Source organism: Algibacter sp. (assembly GCF_039977455.1).
Classification (GTDB): domain Bacteria; phylum Bacteroidota; class Bacteroidia; order Flavobacteriales; family Flavobacteriaceae; genus Algibacter_B.
Genome location: NZ_JBDWDG010000004.1, coordinates 1 through 21,352 on the forward strand (window position 1 = coordinate 1; position 21,352 = coordinate 21,352).

Genomic DNA, 21,352 nt, shown 5'->3' on the forward strand with positions numbered 1-21,352 from the left:
GAAAAGGAGGCTCAACAATTTTGGCCGGTTTATAACGCTTACGAAAAACAACATTATGCCATTAGATATATCGAATCTAGAGAAATTCGTAAAGAAATACGAGAAAGCTTAGATACCTTAACCGATAAAAAGGCTAACGAGTTAATTACTCGACTTGAAAAAGCAGAAGTCGACAAACACAATGCAAGAATGGAGTTTTCAAAACAGCTTACTAAGATATTATCACCAAAAAAAATAATACTTTTAAAAATAGCTGAAGATGATTTTAAGCAGAAAATGTTAGAAGAATATAAAAAACGAAAAAAAGAGGATCACTAATGATTCTCTTTTTTTTATACATTAACTATAAAATCCTTTTCGGAAACCTTATCATAAACCTCTCTACTAAACACATATAATTTAGACGGCTTTTTGGCATTACCTTTTTTAGTTTCATTCAACGGAACAATATATATTTTCTTTAATACTTTCTTCCTAAAATTACGATTATCCAACTCAATATCTAAAATAGATTCAAAAGCAAATTGCAATTCATTTAACGTAAACTTATCAGACATTAAATCAAAAATTATAGGCTCTACCATAATTTTTTTCTTAAGATCTTCATGTGCATCTTTAATAATCTTACTATGATCAAAACCTAACTCTGGCAAGTCTTTAATAGGAAACCATTTAAAATGCTTTTCATTAACCACAATACAATCTTTGGGCTGGGCAAAATAATAAGCAATAGTCATAGACTGGGTTTTAACGCCATGACTACGCACCCATAATAAATCTTTATCAGATTTTATTCGTGAAGGATTTCCATAGGTACGAAACTGGGTTCTATTAAAAACATTATATCCTGTACTACTTTGAAAAATGATATTTGCCGAAGCCTCTAAAGTTTTACTAATATAAACACGTCCACCACAAATAACCCAATCGTCAATAACAGGATAATCATCATTAAACATATTAAGTGTACGTTTGTGCAATAAAACATTTAAACCATCGGTGTCTAAACCAAAAATCACACAATCTACAGATACATTATCACGCTTCCTAAAATCCATTTACAATTAAAAAAGAGGGCATTAAAATTCAACTACTTTGCACTGTTAATATACAATGAAACCGTAAAAATTCAACGTATTTCATTAATTTTTTATGTAATTTTAAAAAGAAATAAAAACAACGCTTGTAACACCATAATAAAATGCCCAATTCTTTATTTTTAAATATGGAAAACCTGGATGCCATAAAGGAGAATGCATCCATTCCATTATTTGATCGCGATCAAATAACAACTAGTATTGCACATATTGGAGTAAGCAATTTCCACCGAGCACACCAAGCGTATTACATTAATGAATTAATTGAAAAACATCAGGCTTTAAATTTTGGAATTTGCGGAATTGACCTCTTAGACTCCGACCGTAAAACCTACAATGTTTTAAAAGACCAAGATGGCCTTTATACTTTAATTACAAAAACACCAACAGGCTTGCAAAAACCAAAGATTATTGGTGCAATTGTAGAATATTTTTTTGGCCCAGAAAACCCAATGGCCGTTATAGAACGATTAGCAAACCCCGATATTAAAATAATATCACTTACTATTGCTGAAGATGGTTATCATTTAAATGAAATTACAGGGGAGTTTAACCAAAAACATCCTGCAGTAGCCGAAGAGGTCGTAAATCCTTTTAGTCCTAAAACCGTTTTTGGTTATTTAACACAAGCCTTTAAACTTAGAAAGCTTCGCGGTATTTCCGGTTGCACTATCTTATCGTGCGACAATATAAAAAACAACGGCGATACTATGAGACATTCGTTTTTAAACTATGTAGAAAAAAACGAACCTAACCTTTTACCTTGGCTAAAAGCGAATACCACATTCCCCAATACAATGGTAGATCGTATTACCCCAACAACATTACATAAAGATATTAATATATTAAAAAGTAATTTTTTAGTTGAAGACCAATGGCCAGTGGTTTGCGAACCTTTTACGAATTGGGTTATTGAGGATAATTTTTTTGAAACCAAACCAAACTGGGAAAAAGTTGGCGTGCAGTTTGTTACAAACATAGAACCATATCAAAACATGAAGTTGCAACTTTTAAATGCCGGCCATAGTATTTTAGGCATATTAGGAACTTTACATGGTTACAAAACCGTACATGAAGCTGCAAACGACGAGGTTTTTATTCAATTTTTAAAATCCTATATGCATCTAGAAGTTGCACCCACGTTAGTTGATGCAGAAAATATGACGTTCAAGGACTATAAAAGCACATTAATTTCCAGGTTTAAAAACCCTAACATTAATGATAGCCTGTCTAGGATTTGTAGTGAAAGCTCTGCCAAAATTCCAATTTTTATATTATCCACTTTAAAAATTCAACTTTCAGAAAACAATTCAATAAATCATATTGCATTTATTATCGCAGCCTGGTGTAAATACAATGATGGCATTAACGATTTAGGCTATGCATATAATATTGTAGACTCTATTAGTAACACGTTAATTAGAATGGCTGCATTTTCACAACAAAATCCTATTAAATTTTTAGAAATAGAATCGGTATTTAAAGGCTTAAGCAGCAACTCCGTTTTTACTAACAAATATCTTCATTACCTAAATCATTTAAGAAAGCACAGCATTAAAGAAAGTGTGAATCACTTTAACAACAATTTACTCTAGATGTAAAAACAGAAAAAAGCTTCATGAATATTTACATGAAGCTTTTAACACTATTAACAAAAAACAAACTCTTAGGAGCGAACCATTTTATCAATATCCTCTTGTTTAATTTCTGGGTTAGCTCCTTCTCTACTTGCCACTATAGCACCTACAGCACAAGCATAATTTAAAGCATCTTGAGGCGCTGTATTATCCAACAATTTAGTTATAATTGAAGCTAAAAAAGAATCGCCAGCCCCCACAGTATCTACCACATTTACCTTGTAACCACTGTTGTAATAAAACGTATCTTGATAATACAATATAGCACCCTTACCACCTTTGGTTACACAAATAGTTTTCGATTTAGTTTCCTTGGCAATAAACAATATAATTTCCTCTAAAGATTGTGATTCTGGAGCTAAATCATTCGCTATTTCTAAAATCTCATCGTCATTAAATTTAACAAAATCGGCCTGATTTATTAAATACCACAACACTTCCATTTTGTAATAAGGCGCCCTTAAATTCACATCGAAAATTTTATACTTTGCTAATTTTAAAAGGTCATAAAGCGTTTCTCTAGACGTATTATCACGAGCCACCAGACTTCCAAAAACAAAAGCGTCAGATTCTTTAACAATGGATTGTACCTTATTTGTAGACTCTATTTTATCCCATGCTCGAGGAAACATAATGTCGTATGATGCGCACCCTTCAGCATCCAAAACCACCTTTACCTTCCCTGTTTTATAAGTTTTATCAATTTGAACACCTTCTGTATTAACACCCTTTGCGTTTAAAAACTTTAAAATTTTACGGCCTTTTTTATCTTCACCTACACGACTAATCATAGAAACCGTATTGTTAAAATCCTGTAGTCTAGCTGCCACATTTAAAGGTGCTCCTCCAATCTTTTTATGGGTTGGAAAAACATCCCATAACACCTCCCCAAAACATGTAATATTTGCCATCTTAATTATTGTTTTTCAAATTAGAATTAATTTCTAAAACGCAATTTTCAACACCCTTTTGTGAAATATCTTGATATGCTTTAGTATAGGCTTCAACAAAAAGCTTAGAATCTTTTAGCTTTCCAAAAATAGATTCGATTTCTAAAAAAGCAACCGGATTATTTTTTGATGCAATAGCCTTTTCATTTAATTCAACTTGCATGGCATCTTTAATTAATAAGGCCTTTCCATTTTTATCCTGCCCTAAACTATAAATAGCCCAAGCAGCAACCACAAAAGCAGCATGTTCAATATGACCGTTTTGTTTTAACTGTGAATTTATAGTTGGTAAAACAAAAATTGGGAATTTAGCCGAACTTTCACTGCAAATTCTATCAATTTGATCTTTAATATAAATATTCCCGAAACGCTCTAGCAATGAGGCCTCATAAGCTTCTAGATCTACACCGTTTAAATCACTAAGTACAGGTGCCACCTCATACCTCATATAAGCCCGTAAAAAGCTATTAACATTAGAATTATTAGCAACTTCGTCAATCGTATCAAACCCCATTAAAGCTCCCAATATTCCTAAAACAGAATGTCCTGCGTTAAGTAATTGAAGCTTCATTTTTTCAAAAGGCTCAACATCCTTTACAAATTGTGCGCCTACTTTTTCCCAAGCTGGTCGTCCTGCAATAAAATCATCTTCGATTACCCATTGCTTAAATGGCTCACAAACTACAGGCCACGCATCATCAATACCTGTTGTATCTTTTAGGATTGAAATATCCAAAGGACTTGTTGCTGGGGTAATACGGTCTACCATGGCATTAGGGAAGGATACATTAGAAGCTACCCAAGTTACTAATTCTGGTTCTGCCACTTCAATATAACTCATTAGCATTTTCTTGGTCATGTCTCCATTACCCTGAATGTTGTCGCAAGACTGAATAGTAATGCCTTTTAAACCATTTTCTTTTCGAAGTTTTAGGGCTTGTGTTAAATAACCAAATATGGTTTTTGGAGATTCTGAATGCTCCAAATCATGTTGAATTAATGGATTTTCAAAATTGAATTCGCCTGTACCCTCGTTGTAGTTATAACCACCTTCAGTAATAGTAAGTGATACTATTTTAACTTCTGGACTCGCCATTTTTTCTATAACGTTCAAAGGATTTTCTGGCGCATATAACACTTCTACAATCGATCCAATAATACGTTTAGAAAGTGTCCCATCCAATTCTTTAACAACCAAAGTGTAAAGCCCATCTTGATCTTTTAAAGTATTATATATTTTAGTATCAAAATCTAACAAAGCCACTCCACAAATACCCCAATCCTTAACTGTTTCGTTATGAAGTAATTCATCTGTATATAAGGCTTCATGTGCTCTATGAAACCCTCCAATACCAACATGTACAATGCCTGTTTTTATAGTATCCCTGTTATATTTAGGAATAGACGCTACCTCCTTAAACTTATCTAAGTTTAAGTTGTTTAATTTATATGTTGTCATTTTTTCTTTTTTTTTATTTGCTTTCGAAACGCTGAAGTAATACGGCAAAAATGATAATTGCTCCTTTAACTACTTGCTGTGGATATGATGGTACATTTAAAAGATTTAAAATATTACCAATTAACCCCAATATAAGCACACCCATAAGCGTATTTATAGCTGTACCTTTTCCGCCATTTAAACTTGCGCCACCAATTACTACTGCAGCAATAGCGTCAAGTTCCCAAGCCATTCCCATATTTGGTGATCCTAAGTTGGTTCTAGAAGCCACAATTACAGCTGCGGTTGCTGCTAAAGCTCCAGAAATTGCATAGACTAAAAATTTATATTTATTAACTTTTATACCAGATAAGCGAGAAGCTTCTTCGTTACTACCAATAGCAATAATTAATCTTCCAAACACATTGTAACGCAATAAAACCATTGCTAAAATGACAATTAAAAAGAACACAATTGCAATATTTGGAATACCTAATGTAGAATTATTTGCAAAATTAGACATGAATTCACCGCCCGGAGTTTTAAATGTAATTGGAGACCCTTTAGAATAAATAAACCCTAAGCCTCTTGCAATAGTCATTAAAGCCAAAGTAGCGACAAACGGAGCCATTTTTTGATAGGCCACGAGATAACCAGAAACACTACCTAAACCAAAACCTATAATTATAGTTAACAAAATAGCTATTGGTAATATTACTATGTTAACCAATATTGCAAAGGTTACTGCCAATAATGCCACCATGGAACCTACAGATAAATCGATACCTCCTGTTAGAATTACAAGCAACATGCCAATACTAATAATACCTATTCCAGATACTTGCTTTAATAAGTTTGAAAGGTTTGTTGATGTAAAAAACACATCGGAAATAAATGCTGAAAATACAACCAGCAATATAAAAATGAAAATTGTATTATGTTTTACGAGAAACTTAAGTAAACCTCCTGGGGTACTTAGTTGTTGTTTTATTGTTAATGCCATTGTTTTTTTGTTTTTTGTTATAGCTTTGTTAGACTACTTGTTTAAGTTTTTCGCCAATAGAATAGCGTAATATGTTTTCTTCGGAAAATTCTTCTTTTGATAATTCGCCGTAAAATGTCCCTTGATGCATTACTAAGATGCGATCTGAAATTCCCATGATTTCAGGCATATCTGATGAAATAACAACAACCCCAACACCTTTTTTGGCAACTTCGTTAATTAGGTTGTAAATTTCAATTTTAGCACCAACATCAACACCACGGGTTGGCTCGTCAATAAAAATAACTTTACTATCAATACTTAGCCATTTAGCTAGGGCTACTTTTTGCTGATTTCCTCCACTTAGGTTTTTAACATCAACTTCAGAACTTGGTGCTTTAATATTTAATTTTTCAATTAATCCTAATACATTTTTATATTCATTACCAACATTTATAAACCCTAATTTACCTGAAATACCAGAGAAATTAGTAACGCTAATATTTCGTCTGATAGATAGTGGTAAAAACACACCATCTTCTTTTCTATCTTCTGAAACAAAACCAATTTGGTGCCCAACAGCACAAACAGGTGTATTGGTTTTTATTTCCTTACCGTTTAAAATTAAAGTTCCCGATTTCTTTTTATGTGCACCAAAAATTAGTTTAGCAGTTTCCGTTCTTCCACTTCCGCCTAAACCAGCAATTCCTAGAACTTCTCCTGGGCGTACCGAAAATGAAACATCGTGAACTAAGGTATCTTTAGCCGTTAAATTTTTAACTTCAAAAACAGGGACATTACCAATTTCAACATCGCGAGTTGGATATAAATCTTTTAATTCTCTACCAATCATTAATCGAATTACCCCATCGGTATCCGTATCTGCTACAGCCATACTTCCTGTGTCCACACCATCTCTAAGCACAGTTACAGAATCTGCAATTTTAAAGATCTCATCCAAGTGATGGGAAATATAAATAATAGAAATACCTTTATCCCTAAGTTTAAAAAGGTTGTCAAATAACTTTTTTGTATCTGTTGGATCGAAAACCGTTGTGGGCTCATCTAATACTAAAACCTTAGTATCTTCTGATAACGCCTTAGCAATTTCAACAACTTGTTTTTGAACGATACTTAAATCTCTAACTCGAGCAGAAGCATCAATTTCAAATCCTAAAGAATCAATTAAATCTTGAGCATTTTTAGTAATCTCTTTCCAATTCATCCAAAATTTACTAGAACCTAATTTGTGTAAATAAATATTTTCGGCTACTGATAAATCGTTAACTAAGGATAATTCTTGAAACACTACACTAATACCTAAAACCTGACCATCGTGGGTATTTTTAGGGCTAATTTCCTCACCATCTAAAACTACCTTACCAGAATCTTTTTGGTGTACGCCACTTAAAATTTTGATTAACGTAGATTTTCCTGCTCCATTTTCTCCAAGTAAAGCGTGGATTTCTCCAGGCTTTACTTTTAGGTTTACATTTTCAAGTACAGAAACTACACCGAAACTTTTTGATATTCCGGTCATTTCTAATCTGTATTCACTTTCTGAAGTTTTCATATAAATGAATTTTAAAGATTAAAATAAGGCTTTAGGATCGTAATACTTAGCAGCATTTTCTTTTGTAATTAATAATGGTGCTGTGAATGACGTTTTCTTAAAATCTCTTTTTCCATTCATGTATTGAATGGCATATTCTACAGCATTTTTTCCAATTTGCACCGGACTATTCATTGCAGTACACCCGTAAAAATCAGTATCCATAATATACTTAATGGCTTCTTTTTGTCCGTCGGCACCAGCAACAATTAAAATATCGTCTGTTTTACCAGCTTGTTCTATTGCTTTTATAGCTCCTAATACACAAACATCAGATTCTGTAATTACGACATTAATATCTGGGTGTGCTACTAAAATATCTTCCATAGCTTTTAAACCACCAGCGTATGACCAATCTGTATATGCCTGAGTTTTTACATTTAAATCAATTTTCCCTTGCGTTCTTAATTGCTCTTCAGTAATACCCTGTAATAATCCTTGCTTTCTCGTTCTTCCTACAGGATTTCCTGCATTACCACTTAATAAAGCAATATTCATTTTAGTATTTCCCATTTTTTGAACCAGCCACTCGCCTGCTAATTCTCCATTTGCTAAATTATTAGATTGAATAGTGGTTACGTACTCTGCTGAAGAATCAATAGAGCTATCAATAATAAAAACAGGAATACCAGCAGCCTTAGCCACTTTTGTTACACCTACTAAGGCATCAGGATCTTTTGGGTTTAATAATAAAGCATCAACTCCTTTGGTTATTAAGTCCTCTACAGCTGCAACTTGTTTATTAATATCATCTTGACCATCGGCAGATAAAAATACCATTCCATTTTTTTCGGTACTAGCTTTAATACTTTGTAATAAGGCTTGGTAATATGGCGCGTTTAAAGAGGGTGTAGCGTATCCTATTTTCTTTCCTGTTAAATCTATTTCGCTTTCTACTTTTGCACTAGTATCCTCTGCACTATTTACATCGGCTTGGGTAGATGCACCTTGATCTACACAACTTGAAAGATTAAATAATAAGGTTAATACAAATAAGGGTTTAACAATTTGCCTTAAAACGGATGTCATGTTTTTTGTTTTCATAATAAATGGATTTATATCTTAATTTAGTTAATAGTTCATTTAAAATACTAAAAAATAGTAATATCTACCTGAAGTACAGTCTTTTCCTTTTCAGGATTCCACATGGCGGTAACACCTACAGGTAATTTGTGTTTACCTAATTTAATTTTATCACTATAGGTAGCTCCTACATTAATGAGGTTTCCTGCGCCTTCAGTATAAAACGTTTTATCCGTTATAAATGACCAAGCCCCACCAGCAAATAGAGATAAGTTAGCATCTTCTTTTTCCCAAACTTTACTGGTAACCTCAAAATAATGCGTCCATGAATCTTCAAACGAACCGTCAACTTGAACTTCATAGTCACCAGAACCACCTCCAACTATAGTAGCGAAATACAATAAAGTATTAGGTGAAATGTTATACCCGAAATTAATATCGACAAAATTATAACCTTGAGTTTTATCATAACTCCAATAATGCAGTACATCGCCACGTTCTTCAACACCTGTATAGTTATTATGTGTCACTGCCTCTATAAAAAACTTATCGGAAAAACGGTATTTAGTATACAATGAAAACTCTTGGTAATGAGCTGCTACATTTTCTCCAGTATTTTTATTTACAACATCAATTGTTGTTAAACTAGCTCCACCCCATAAACCAAAAGTGAATTTTTTATTTCTAGAGTTATACTCTAAGTTAGTAGCTAACATAGCACCAGGGTGCACTACAAAACCATGCCATAAATGCATGTTTTTTAAATGTGCTCCAGCTGTAAACGCCTTGTAATCGTCGTCGTTATTTTCATCTTGAGCAGTAACTGTATTAAATCCTAAAAATAGAATACAAAGCCCTATTAATTGAATAATGCGCGTTTTGTTAAATTTTGATTGTTCTGAATTAAAAACCGAAGTAGGCAGATTTAGCCTAGTGTTTTGAAGTGGTGATTTCATAATTTCAATATTTAGTTTAGTTTTTTTAATAAACGTACTTTATACGTTTCTTGTGCAAATATATAATAATTGAATGTTAATCTCCAAATATATTTAAACAACAACAGTTTAAAAAAGAACACATTACACCTTAAAACCAACAAAAACAAGCTTAGAAAACCGTATAAACAAAGGCTTTAACGTACTTATTACGTTTAAAAAATAATTTTGAAATTTTAACAAAAAAAATACATATAAAATATCGATATCGAAAATAAAGAAGCATTTTATTATAGGATTAGGATTCTTTAAATTTAAAAATCACGAATAATTTTAAGACCTCACACCTAAAATATGATCTACTCTTTATGTAATCTGATTCCTAAAAACACAGTAGGACTAATATACTAAAATAGAAAGACTTTACCTAAACACTAACTTAGAAATTCGACCCACACCTGCAGCATAAGCTATTGAATCATTTAGAAAACGAATGGTATAAAAGCCTTCATCGCTTAAATGCTTCCATGATTTACCAGAATCATTACTATAATCAATACCTTTAAAACCAATCACAACCAATTCCTTTCCTTTTCCATTAGGAATATACTGCACACAGCTTCTATATCCTGGATTTTGATTTTGAGCAACCAATTGCCATGTTTTGCCACCATCTTGAGTTCTTATTTTGTTAGCAGCATTATCATCAGGGTTGGTATAGTCGCCACCAATAGCAAATCCGTTTAATGCATCGTAAAAATCAATAGAATAAATACCTTCTGTTTCTTTACCCTTAACTATTAGTGTACTGAATACGTCCCATGTTATACCTTTATCCGGGGAATAATAAACACGCCCTGAAGTTGTTGCCACCCAAGTATTATTGCCAACAATAGCAATATTGGTATCGCTTGCAGCAAAAGCACCTTCGTTTTCCGCTCCTTGTGGTAAATCATCACAAAACAGTTTTCTCCAAGTATTACCGCCGTCTCTAGTAATAATGACACTTAAACATCCATCAGTGGAATCTCCAATAGCAATTCCTTCTTGGTCGTTCCAGAAGGCCATAGAGTCGTAGAATGCTTTAGGGTGGATTTCCTTGTAGACAATATTAAATTTATTACTAAACTTATCTTTCTTAAATAATAAAGCAGGACTTCCAATACTTAAAACAAATGTGGCTTTTGAATTATTTGCAATAGACCTAAAATGATAATTCAAAGAATCTCCATGACTAAATAAAAACTTTCCTTTATTTTCTATTTTTTTTTCAAAAACTTCATTAAGAACAAATTCTCCCACAACTCTATTACTTCCCGCATAGTTTAAATTCCAAAAATCATATTTTCCAATTGGTTTTACTAAATCTATAGCCCTAACATTCAAAGTAGAATCTTGAATCAGATGCTCAATTTCAACTATAGAAATATCTCTCGGTTTAAACGTTTCCTTTTTTCCGCAGGAAACGAATAAAACAACACCTATAAATGAAAGAATAAAACACCTCATAATTTTCGAATTTCTATAAAAGTAAAAAAGCTTCATGAATAAATCACGAAGCTTTTAAACAAATGCTCTCGAGGCTTTTTTCATTAGAGAGAAAAACCTCGAACTATTAACCAAATCAAACTTTTTGTTTTAAAATCTTAATGTGGCGCTTTAATCGTTCTACCTCAACCTCTAAAGTTCCGTTGTAAACGCCTCGTATATATCCTTGTTTATCTACTAAAACAAAGTTTTCTGTATGGATAAAATTACTTTCATCTTGTGTTTTAGTAAAATCTTCATCTGCAAAATAGCCGGTTCGTGCTATTTGGTAAAGCGCCTCTTTATTACCAGTTACCAAGTTCCATTTCTCTGGATTAACTTGATATTTTTCTGCATACGCTTTTAACAATGGCACAGAATCTCGCCATGGCATTACCGTATGCGACAAGAGCATAATATCTTTATCTGCCATGTAGATGTCTTGAATTGCCGCCATGTTTTTTGTAAGCTTTGGGCAAATACCAGGACAGCTTGTAAAGAAAAAATCGGCAATGTAAATTTTACCTTCGTAGGTCTTATTGGTAATTGACACTCCGCTCTGGTTTATAAATGAAAACGCTGGTATTTTATGCTTTGGAGTGTGCCATTTTGGTGTAAAATCAGCCGAATTAAAATAGGGTAACGATACTACAGATTTATTCTTTTGTTCTTCTTTACAAGACAAACAAATTATTAAGATTAGTACACTTATATATTTAAAATTCATTGCACCTTAAAAAAGTTCCTATTTATACCAGAATTATTATTTAATTCCGTATTCATTAGCAGTTACTGTATAACATTTTTTTAAACCTATTAACCCAAAACGTTCGTTATTTACAACTTCATAATTCGCCTTAATAGTGCCATCATTTTTCCACATACGTTGGTGTCCAACTTCCTTTCCCTCAACATAATTAAAGTCTCTAAAAATCTGTGAATTTTTATACCACTCCTTTACAACACCATGAAATTTACCTTTTTCATTAAAGTGATATTCAAACTTTGGTGTTCCATCTTTCCACCACGAATTATGAATCCCTGTTTTAAAACCTTTTTTATAAAAACGCTCAATTGATTTATCGCCATTAATGTACCATTGGTTTTCCGAACCATGTTTCTTTCCATCTACATATTCAATTTTAGACTTCAACTTTAAAGGTTCGTAATACGATACTAAATATCCGGTAAAAGGCAGGTCTTTATAAAATAAAACACCATTACCTAACTTTAAATTCACATCCTGAGCATTTACATTTTGTAAATTAGCATTTGGGCTACAACTAAAAGTTATAAAGGCAATTAGAACGATATGTACAATTGGTAATTTCAATTAGCGCGATATATTTCCGGGGGGCCCAAAGTAGCCATTACCATTTAAATAAGGGTCTTCGCTTGTAATATGGTAATGGTAAATGCCATTAGGAAAATCTGCGGTAGCACTTGTATGGCCGTGAAACGCATCTAAATCGCTATTGGCAATAGTTTTGTCATTTTCAACAGGACCATAAACAGGAAATCCATCTGCCAATAACCCTAAAAAAGCATCTTCTCCAAATTCCTGAGTAAGATAAGTGGGCTCGATATGGTAATGATATTGATCGCCTCCTGTTGGATGCCCTAAATATTGATCGAACGAATTAATTTCAGTAGTTAATGGTTGATCTGGACCAGCGTATTGATTAAAAAACACGACACCGTTTCTTGAAATCCCTATAGGCCCGAGAGGTGTAGCTTCCTTATTAGTAGCTTCCTCCGGATTTAAGGTAATTGTAAACACAATATTTTGCTCTGCAATTTCATTGGGGTTTTTATGCCAATTTGAATTTGTGCCATTATAAGCCTCATAAAGCGGATTATCTACAGGCCAATACGGACTTTTATGATTTGGTAAATCGGCAGTTGTAAACGTTACTGTATTCCCGTTAACAGCATAAGATAATCCGGTACCATCAAACTTTGAAAGGATAGAAGATATATCGTAATTAAAATCATCAATCACTTCTTCTTCTTCCAAAGTTTGAGAAGCATCATCACTACTTGAGCATGCTATAAGAAAAAACACTAAAAATAATGGCAAAACTAAAAGGCACTTTGTGTGATTCATAATTTAAAAAAAATTAATTTTCTAACAATAATGTTTTTGTATCTGTTAGTAGTTGTGCTATCGAAGCACGGTTTAACCCATTGTATATACCACGAATATGTTTATTCTTATCAATTAATAAAAAGTTTTCTGTATGTAAAAAGTCTTCAATACTTTTTTCTTCTCCTAAATCACTTTCAACAAAATAATAATCTCTACCAAGCGTATAAATTTCATTTCTATCTCCTGTTACTAAATGCCATTTATCATCTATAACATCATTATTTTTTGCATATGCGCTTAAAACAGAAACTGAATCTGTACTTGGCATTACCGAATGCGACAATAATAAGATATCCTTCTCATTTTTAAATTCCTCTTGAACTTTTGCCATATTCCCTGTCATTTTAGGACAAATTCCGGGACAAGTGGTAAAAAAGAAATCGGTTATATATATTTTATTATCAAACGTATGTTGAGTAACCGTTTCTCCTAATTGATTTGTTAATGAAAAGTCTGGAATTTTATGAAACGCTTTTTCTTCTTCTGTATTTGGGGTTAACCAATGTGGTGTAAAAGAGGCATCGTTGTAATAAGGTAAATAATCTACTCGACTGTTTTCAACAACCTTATTAGCTTCTTTTTTCGCCTCCTTCTTACAACTTGTAAAAATTAGCACTACTATAATACATAGGTATTTCATAAAATTATTTTTTTCTAATAACGACTTCATCCTCTAATCTTACACATGAATTTGCTCTCCTCAAACCAAAAATTCGACCATTTTTGGCTTCATAGTTAACATATAGCTTACCGTTGGCTAACCACGCTTTTTGAAAACCATGTTCCTTACCATCCACAAAATGTCTTAATTTATTCAATTGCCCACTGGAAAACCATTTTCTTTCAACACCCTGTTTAACACCGTTTTCGTAATATGTTTCACCTGACAAAACACCATTTTCCCACCATGTTTTATAGACTCCGTCTAACCTATTATTTTTATAAAATGATTCTAATTGAAGGGCTTCATTTTTAGTCCAACGTTTAGCAACACCTTCTCGCTTACCATTATAAAAACCCCATTTTTCTTCCAGAATGCCATTTGGATGATACTTTAAAGAATATCCATTATAAGGTTTACCTTTATAAAACCATTGACCTTTATTTCCATTGAGAACCAATTCATTTTTTAACACCTCAACATTTTCTATAACAATAGGTTGCTCTTCTATAGTAATCGTATTAAGACTTTTACTCGATGACGTTTTTTTACAACCTGTTATTGCAAAAACAATAAGTATTAAAAAAAAAATTGGTTTCATATTTTTTAAATTTTAGTAGCCTTGAAATGGTCCCGCAAAAAGAACATACGCTGGTGCATATGCATAATTACCAGCAGGATACACTTCATTAATAATATGATAGTGATATTCTTCTGCTCCATCTGAATACTGGGTGGTAGATGTGTGGCCACCTGAAGCATCTAAATCAGTAGGATAGGTTCCTGTTGAGCTACACTGTCTTCCATAAATAAAAACACCATCAAGTAATATACCTACTAAACTGTCATCATCGCTAGTAATTGGTGTAGGTTCTAAGTGGTAGTGATATACACCAGGGCCTTTATGAGCTCCCGCCCAGTCTAAACTTCCAGCTGCTTGATCCAAATCTCCTGCACCTTCTTGATCATTAAATATAGAAGCTCCACTAACTGCTATTCCAATAGTATTTAATTGTGTGGCAACAGTTGCTCCTGTTAAATTTGGAGTGGCATCAACTGTAAAACTCGTAGCTTCCCCTTGCCCTCCACCAATATAAGTGTCTTGAGTTGTTTTTGAAACTTCCGGCTCGTCCATATAAAGAGCATTATCTGGTTCCCAATACACCGAAGTGTGGTCCGGATACCCTGTTGTTTCAATAGTAACCTCAGTACCATCATCAGATAAAATAACGGTAACCGCATCTTGGTTGAACGCGGCAAAAGCAGGATGTAATTCTGTTACTACATCATCGATATCATCATTGTCATCACCACTATCATCACTTGAAGAATCCTCGCTACTACAAGCAAATAGCGCAAAAGCTAAAATGGTAATTAATGTAAAAGGTTTAAAATAGGTATTCATAGTATTACTGTTTTTTTAAGATTATTTAATATTTAGATGCCAGTGTAAAAAAACCTGAGCTCGTTTTAAAACTAATTTCTATTTCCTTGTGGGCGACCACCTTGTCGACCTTGTCTGTTTTGTTTCTGCTTCTTTTCTAATTCTTCCTTTGAGATAAACCCGTCGTTATTGACATCAACTTCCGAGAAGTCGTCAGCTAATGATCCTTTAGCTTCTGTTTTAGACAATTTCCCATCTTTATTAGCATCCATTTGTTTGATTATATCTGTAGCTCTTGGTTTTTGACCTTGTCGGCTTCTACCCCCTCCATTTTGCGGTCCGCGTCGTTCCTCCTGCTCAAATTCCCCCATTAAACAACGACTTACATAAGGAAACTCGTTAGTTACCAAATACATATATTGTCCATCGATATTAATTCCGTTACACTCATCCAAATCACCATAACCTTCAATATATTCAAAATCGGAACCGTAAGTACCATCGTGATGACCGCCAACAGAAACATCTATCGTTTCACGCGCTGTATAAGTACAATCTTCCCCTTCTCTATTGCCGTCCAAAAGTTTATAACTCGGTTTATATGCTCCGCTTTTTGAATAATACATCGGGAAACCATCATGAGCAAAACCAACATGAACTAAATCTTGACCTGTATCTGAATTTTCGATTACAGAAGTTGGAGATCCATGATAGTGATAAGCACCAGTAGGCTGTACGTGGGCGTGATTAAAATCTAAACCTAAATCTATTAAATCTTGAAAGGCTTCAACTCTATAATTTTCACCTGTATCACACACTACAACCTCTGCGGTTCCTGGCTCGAATTTTACACCATTTAAAGCAATCCCTGGTTCTCTTACCCACTGTGCCTTCCCTGAATATTTAGGATTTATTGGAAAGCTGTATGTTTTATTTTGAGCTGAAATACTGTTAGGATTTCCTGAGTTTGGAAAAGCTCCTGTTTTATGGTTTGGCAACGCGTTGGTAACCATAGTTCTTGTATTAGAATTAACGGTTACAACAGTATTAGTGCCATAATCTTCGTTAACTAAAGAATAATTACCAAAATAATTAACAGGACTACCCGTATCGTGCTGATGGGAATGTCCTCCTTCGGCATCATGACTATGTGTTGCATTATTACTTTTACAGCTAACTAATAGCGTTATTAAAAGTATTAACCTTATTAGATTTATATTTTTCATCTTTATTATTCTTACTATTTATTTAATATACTTTTTATTTAGATGCTGTATCAAAAAATAACTTGCGCTAAATATTCTTTTTTTTTTGAAAAAAGCCCCACAATTTCACTTATGAAGCTTTTAAACAAAACCAAATCAAACAAAAATTCTATCTTAATTATTTAAATAACTACTTGCTGCAGATGCTCTAGATGCCACATGATTTTTTAATGTATTTACAGCATTTTGAAAGTCCGCACTAGAATTTAAAAACGTATACCCCGAATTCTCTGAAGTTGCATATTCCTCTATTAAAGCAGCATATGTAGTATATAACGATTGCATAGTACTTGTATTAAAAGCACCATTTACCACGTCTTGCACATAAGATTGATACTTTGCTTTATACACCTCATCTTGGTATATATATCCTATTAGCGGCCATTGGGATGAAGAAATATTCGAAAAATCTAAATTTGCAGCACCACCTTGTTTCCCATCCTGTAGAGCCTCGTTATTATCCCAAGGAATCCAATTTAACTTACCCGTATCTGGATTATTGTACAAAAAGTAATTATGTGTCATCACACCATAAGTATCCCAATTTTGGATAACCGTATTGACAGCTAAGTATTTTAAAAACACATCAGTATCTAAAACAGCATCTAAATTCGATCGCCAAGTTTCGGCATTAGTATTACGGGTTCCATCATTTATTATTGATAATAAACTTGCTACATCACTAAAATCGGCCTCATCTTCATTTGTTTTCTTTACATACTCATCTTCATCATAAGAACCACTAGCAAAACTTGCTGCATCACCATCTGGCTTGTACAAATTACCATCATTATTTGAAAATTGAGTATCTATAACCGTATCATCAACCTCTTCAACTAAAGTATATAGTCCAAAATACACTGGTCCATCACCATAATCAACATATACAGTGTAAAACGCTGTATGAGAAACTGCTAAACCAGCACTTTTAAATACATCGGCAGCTACTTTTTCACGCAACATCGATTTATCGTCGTAATTATTTTTAAGACTTAATTTTTTAAATCCGTAAAACCGTTGATTATCTATTTGCGGGTAATCATCTTCAAACTCATCGAAATCCAATTTAAAAGATAATTTTAATATCCCCGAGCCCCATGCACTCGCTAAACTAGAATTTCCTTTAAAACGAACTCCTACTTTATACCATTCAATATCATTATAAAACACAGAAGCTGGAACAAAAACGGGGTCTTCATCAGAAAAACTGTTACCTCGAGAGTTACCAAAAGCTCCATATAAATTGGTCATATCATTTAACATAACATCCCAATTATTTTCAGAGATTACAATATCTATTCTTTTTACTGCTGTATCATCAAAAACTTCATCAAAATCCGGATCGGCATCTTTACTGTGGGTTTCAGTTGTCCAATCTATAGCTTCAAAGTCGGTATCTTCTATAACTGCTTCTTCTGTGCTATCATTGGAAGATTCATCATTTTCATCGGTATTGTTGCTGCAAGAACAAATACAAACCATGGCGAGTATAAACAACCGTGTTCTAGAATATTTATTCATTTTAAGTTTAGCTTTCTTAATCATAATTCTATTAGTTTTATTAATTATTTTTTTTGTTTTTTAAAGTATAGACATACTTAAGCCCTATTATATTTGTGGTTTCTGGTAAATCAACATTTAACTCCTTTTCCATGCGATAAAAAAAACCTATTTCTCCAAAATTCTTTATTTTGTAATCTGTACCAAATGTTAATCTGTATTTACTAAACCTATTCCCCTCTCCTTCTTGAAAGCGATTAAATATTTCGGCAGAAAACTTAGGATCCAACCTCCAGTTTTTAAAATTATATTTAACAGCTGTTTTTAAACGCAGGTTTTGATTTGGATAATCACCATCGGTGGAGGAAATCCCTAATTCATTTTTATTTTGATAACGCAGCCTGTAACTTAAGGTAACTCGATTTAGTTTATGCTTATAGTTAGCATCCAAATTAAATCTAAAATGGTTTTCATAACCCTGAATATTTCCTTGATTATCATTCTCTCTTATATACCGAATTCCACCACCAAACTTAAAATTTTTAAAAATCTCGTAATCTGCTTCTAATTGGGTAAAGTACTCATCAACTACAGAAAAATCTTCTTTTAAACGTAATTGCTCCTCTAAACCAAAACTCCATTTTTTGTTTAATTTATATTTTAAACCAATGGTGCTCCATAATCCCCAATCGCCAGTATCTTCTGTCTGAGCGTAGGTATTATTAGTTAACAGCACAGAAACTAGTATAACCATTAAATATAATGAGGTGTTGCTTTTTATAAATTTCATATCAAGTTTATTATATATTATTACCTGCGGTTATAATAATAAATGGTAAGAAGCGCTGTATCCCGAAGAAAATCGACATTACCAACCGACACATTATTTATTTCTAAACCTGTTCTATATTCTAAATCTGCTTTTAACAAGTGTTTATTTTCAGGTTTGATATTTTCTATATTTTCGTAGACAATTTCCTTTGTAACCTCATGTTTTAAATGCCAAAATTTTTCAATAATTGCAATGGCAATCACTATTACCGCATTCGCAAGAATAATTTCGGAATAACTCATTTTCTTATTTGCCAACGAATTCATAACAGATATTCCTATCACAACAAATAAATAGGTCATTTCCTTAATATTAATGGCATCAGTTCTATACCTAATAATACCAAAAATGGCAAAAAGACCTAATGCCATACCTATATCTAACTCAAACTTTTTAAGTGTGAAGCATAAGAAAAACACGATAAAACTTATCATATAAAAAGTAAACAAATAATCTTTTCGTTTTGCCGATGTATAATAAAGCCACCTTATTATTAGTGTTAAAAAACCTAAGTTTATTAAAAACCTAAAGGACATTTTAAAAAAATCATCATCAAAAATTGGGATATCCAAAAACTCCATATCTATGCTATTATATTATTTATTTTAATTAATTTTTTCTTAAAAACATTATACTTCAAATCATGATACAAGCTTATCATGCCAATACAATATTTACTAATACTATAGGGGTGTTGCCTTAATGTCTTTAAAGTTTTTACTATTTCAGATTTTCTATTGAAACGTTCTTGTTTAACTTCAATAATTACCAAATCATTATAGCTTTTCTCAACAGTATCAATTTTATAAGTAAGATTTAAATCGAAAGTAACACGCTCTTTACATGCTATGTTTACTAAAGTAATTCGGTTAAATCCATTCCATAAACTCGGAAACAACTTATACTCTTCATCTGTAACTTTTGAAATAAATTCTGTGGAAGTGTTAGATAAACTAGTTTCAAAATCATTTACAGATATTCTAGTTTTATTAGTTTCGCCTTTACCATTTTTTTGCTTAACCTCTAAAAAACAAAGGTCAGAATTCACATATTTACGTTGTCTAATTTTTGTTCTGTTGTTTTTACCGTTATGGTGGTCGTTATAAAACTTATTATCTGCAGTATCAAAATAAAGGGACGAATACTCCATTATTCTACAATCGTTAACCTCTAAAACTTTGTAATTATTTCCAAGATCATTTAAAACAGTAACCAATTGGGATTTATTGATTAAAAATTTTGTATCCGTCCTTTTCATTAGTGCAACACTATTCATTTCATCTAGAGAGATTGACGAAAACGTATTTATAAGGTTTTGAATAGCTTTTTGCATAATGTTATATTGTATTTTAATTATTATTCTCTTTCTTCTCTACCTTTTGGCTTTGGTGCATTTTTTAATTCTTCGGCAGTTAAAAAGCCATCTTCATCAGCATCAATTTTATCAAAATCTTTTTTTAATGGTCCTTTTACTTCCTCCATAGAAAGTTTAGCATCTTCATTTTTGTCCATCTCTTTAATCAATTCTTCAATAGTTGGACGTTCCTTTCTTTGCTGCCCGTTTTGTGATTGCGCATTCACGTTTAACGTTGTTAATAGTGCAATTCCAAACCCTAATATTCCTACCTTTAATTTTCTTTTTATCATTTTAATTTCTTTTTATATTAACGCATCGTTAATTTATAGTTATGGTTTTTTAGATGCCATTACTTTTAAAAACTTGTGTTTCCTTTTGTTAAAAAAATCACAAAAAAAAGACCTTCAATATTTTGAAGGTCTTTTTAAAAGTAATTAGTTTTTAATGATTAGGCGGCGGTGTTTCTCTCATGAGCTCACCATCCAATGGTGGCGGTGGCCTATCGCTATCAGGCCCTCCATCGCGTCTGCCTTCAGGTCTTCCTTCCGGAGGCCCTTGCGCTCTATCACCACGTCTAAGTGCATCTTTTAATATTTTATTAAACTTTTCTTTTTGTTCTGTATTGCAAATAGCCTTAATCTTTCTAAAATATCGAAATACCTCCAAATCTTTAGCTGCTTCCTTTTCTCCTATTAATTTTGTTATTGCAATAATGTTAGATTCCTTAAAGGTAGCATCAGAGAATCCATTAAACATGTCATCTTTTAACACTCTAATTTCACTAGCAATATTTTGCATACGTTCATGATGCCTTTTATCTAAAACATCAAATCTTGCTTTTTGTGACACATCAAAACCTAACTCTTTTGCTAAAAACATTTTAGGAGGCATAGGTTCTTTTGCGTTATTCTTCGGTCCTTCTCCTAAATAACTGTAGAGAAAAAAGCCATTTACTACAATTAAAAAAACAAGAAGAATATATAATGGTAATTTTTTTGACATA

The 21,352-nt window shown here is 32.7% G+C and carries 23 protein-coding genes; 2 read left to right on the plus strand and 21 right to left on the minus strand.

All coding sequences use genetic code 11. The features are described 5' to 3' along the window. Nucleotides 1-318 (plus strand): hypothetical protein (locus ABJM36_RS00260; RefSeq protein WP_348447967.1); only part of this gene is annotated, 318 nt, incomplete at its 5' end. Nucleotides 319-332: 14 nt separating this feature from the next. On the opposite strand, the gene ABJM36_RS00265 is transcribed toward ABJM36_RS00260, so the two are convergent. Beyond that, entirely contained in the window at nucleotides 333-1,058 is a 726-nt protein-coding gene (locus ABJM36_RS00265; protein WP_348447969.1) for an NUDIX hydrolase, read from the minus strand. A 143-nt stretch (nucleotides 1,059-1,201) separates the two neighbouring features. Here ABJM36_RS00265 and ABJM36_RS00270 point away from each other — a divergent pair, with 143 nt between their 5' ends. Then, nucleotides 1,202-2,692, plus strand: coding sequence for a mannitol dehydrogenase family protein (locus ABJM36_RS00270; protein ID WP_348447971.1), 1,491 nt, complete (start codon nucleotides 1,202-1,204; stop codon nucleotides 2,690-2,692). 71 nt (nucleotides 2,693-2,763) lie between these two features. Here the strand turns inward: ABJM36_RS00270 and ABJM36_RS00275 are convergent, their stop codons facing one another. From ABJM36_RS00275 to ABJM36_RS00370, 20 genes are all read right to left on the minus strand, one after another. Next, entirely contained in the window at nucleotides 2,764-3,645 is an 882-nt protein-coding gene (locus ABJM36_RS00275) for a carbohydrate kinase (RefSeq protein WP_348447973.1), read from the minus strand. Between the two features lies 1 nt (nucleotide 3,646). Beyond that, entirely contained in the window at nucleotides 3,647-5,143 is a 1,497-nt protein-coding gene (locus ABJM36_RS00280; RefSeq protein ID WP_348447975.1) for a mannitol dehydrogenase family protein, read from the minus strand. Nucleotides 5,144-5,156: 13 nt separating this feature from the next. Beyond that, on the minus strand, nucleotides 5,157-6,125 hold the full coding sequence (locus tag ABJM36_RS00285) for an ABC transporter permease (protein WP_348447977.1): 969 nt from the start codon (nucleotides 6,123-6,125) through the stop codon (nucleotides 5,157-5,159). 28 nt (nucleotides 6,126-6,153) lie between these two features. Continuing rightward, nucleotides 6,154-7,677, minus strand: coding sequence for a sugar ABC transporter ATP-binding protein (locus ABJM36_RS00290; protein WP_348447979.1), 1,524 nt, complete (start codon nucleotides 7,675-7,677; stop codon nucleotides 6,154-6,156). Between the two features lie 18 nt (nucleotides 7,678-7,695). After that, nucleotides 7,696-8,760 (minus strand): substrate-binding domain-containing protein, encoded by a 1,065-nt coding sequence (locus ABJM36_RS00295; protein WP_348447981.1) that lies wholly within the window; start codon nucleotides 8,758-8,760, stop codon nucleotides 7,696-7,698. A gap of 47 nt (nucleotides 8,761-8,807) precedes the next feature. Then, complete coding sequence (locus ABJM36_RS00300) at nucleotides 8,808-9,695, minus strand: hypothetical protein (protein WP_348447983.1); 888 nt, start codon at nucleotides 9,693-9,695, stop codon at nucleotides 8,808-8,810. A gap of 402 nt (nucleotides 9,696-10,097) precedes the next feature. Beyond that, nucleotides 10,098-11,183: an oxidoreductase gene (locus ABJM36_RS00305; protein ID WP_348447985.1), complete on the minus strand. Its 1,086-nt coding sequence runs from the start codon at nucleotides 11,181-11,183 to the stop codon at nucleotides 10,098-10,100. A gap of 115 nt (nucleotides 11,184-11,298) precedes the next feature. Beyond that, nucleotides 11,299-11,886: an SCO family protein gene (locus tag ABJM36_RS00310; protein ID WP_348447987.1), complete on the minus strand. Its 588-nt coding sequence runs from the start codon at nucleotides 11,884-11,886 to the stop codon at nucleotides 11,299-11,301. Between the two features lie 78 nt (nucleotides 11,887-11,964). Further along, nucleotides 11,965-12,534 carry a hypothetical protein gene (locus ABJM36_RS00315; RefSeq protein WP_348447989.1) on the minus strand — a complete coding sequence of 190 codons (570 nt, stop codon included), beginning with the start codon at nucleotides 12,532-12,534 and terminating at the stop codon, nucleotides 11,965-11,967. After that, entirely contained in the window at nucleotides 12,535-13,308 is a 774-nt protein-coding gene (locus tag ABJM36_RS00320) for a YHYH protein (RefSeq protein ID WP_348447991.1), read from the minus strand. Between the two features lie 13 nt (nucleotides 13,309-13,321). Then, entirely contained in the window at nucleotides 13,322-13,990 is a 669-nt protein-coding gene (locus ABJM36_RS00325) for an SCO family protein (protein WP_348447993.1), read from the minus strand. A 4-nt stretch (nucleotides 13,991-13,994) separates the two neighbouring features. Beyond that, nucleotides 13,995-14,612 carry a toxin-antitoxin system YwqK family antitoxin gene (locus ABJM36_RS00330; RefSeq protein WP_348447995.1) on the minus strand — a complete coding sequence of 206 codons (618 nt, stop codon included), beginning with the start codon at nucleotides 14,610-14,612 and terminating at the stop codon, nucleotides 13,995-13,997. A gap of 12 nt (nucleotides 14,613-14,624) precedes the next feature. Continuing rightward, nucleotides 14,625-15,416 (minus strand): YHYH protein, encoded by a 792-nt coding sequence (locus tag ABJM36_RS00335; protein ID WP_348447997.1) that lies wholly within the window; start codon nucleotides 15,414-15,416, stop codon nucleotides 14,625-14,627. Between the two features lie 71 nt (nucleotides 15,417-15,487). Then, nucleotides 15,488-16,621 (minus strand): YHYH protein, encoded by a 1,134-nt coding sequence (locus ABJM36_RS00340; RefSeq protein WP_348447999.1) that lies wholly within the window; start codon nucleotides 16,619-16,621, stop codon nucleotides 15,488-15,490. A 153-nt stretch (nucleotides 16,622-16,774) separates the two neighbouring features. Beyond that, on the minus strand, nucleotides 16,775-18,205 hold the full coding sequence (locus ABJM36_RS00345; protein WP_348448001.1) for a CotH kinase family protein: 1,431 nt from the start codon (nucleotides 18,203-18,205) through the stop codon (nucleotides 16,775-16,777). A 16-nt stretch (nucleotides 18,206-18,221) separates the two neighbouring features. Further along, nucleotides 18,222-18,950: a DUF2490 domain-containing protein gene (locus ABJM36_RS00350; protein ID WP_348448003.1), complete on the minus strand. Its 729-nt coding sequence runs from the start codon at nucleotides 18,948-18,950 to the stop codon at nucleotides 18,222-18,224. Nucleotides 18,951-18,970: 20 nt separating this feature from the next. Further along, nucleotides 18,971-19,573 carry a DUF4956 domain-containing protein gene (locus tag ABJM36_RS00355; RefSeq protein ID WP_348448005.1) on the minus strand — a complete coding sequence of 201 codons (603 nt, stop codon included), beginning with the start codon at nucleotides 19,571-19,573 and terminating at the stop codon, nucleotides 18,971-18,973. Nucleotides 19,574-19,575: 2 nt separating this feature from the next. Continuing rightward, a complete protein-coding gene (locus tag ABJM36_RS00360; RefSeq protein WP_348448006.1) occupies nucleotides 19,576-20,325 on the minus strand; it encodes a polyphosphate polymerase domain-containing protein in 750 nt (249 codons plus the stop codon). A 23-nt stretch (nucleotides 20,326-20,348) separates the two neighbouring features. Next, nucleotides 20,349-20,639 carry an EF-hand domain-containing protein gene (locus ABJM36_RS00365; protein WP_348448007.1) on the minus strand — a complete coding sequence of 97 codons (291 nt, stop codon included), beginning with the start codon at nucleotides 20,637-20,639 and terminating at the stop codon, nucleotides 20,349-20,351. A 151-nt stretch (nucleotides 20,640-20,790) separates the two neighbouring features. Then, the gene (locus tag ABJM36_RS00370) at nucleotides 20,791-21,351 is read right to left on the minus strand and encodes a hypothetical protein (protein ID WP_348448008.1); all 561 of its coding nucleotides are present in this window, start codon (nucleotides 21,349-21,351) and stop codon (nucleotides 20,791-20,793) included. Nucleotide 21,352: the final 1 nt, after the last annotated feature.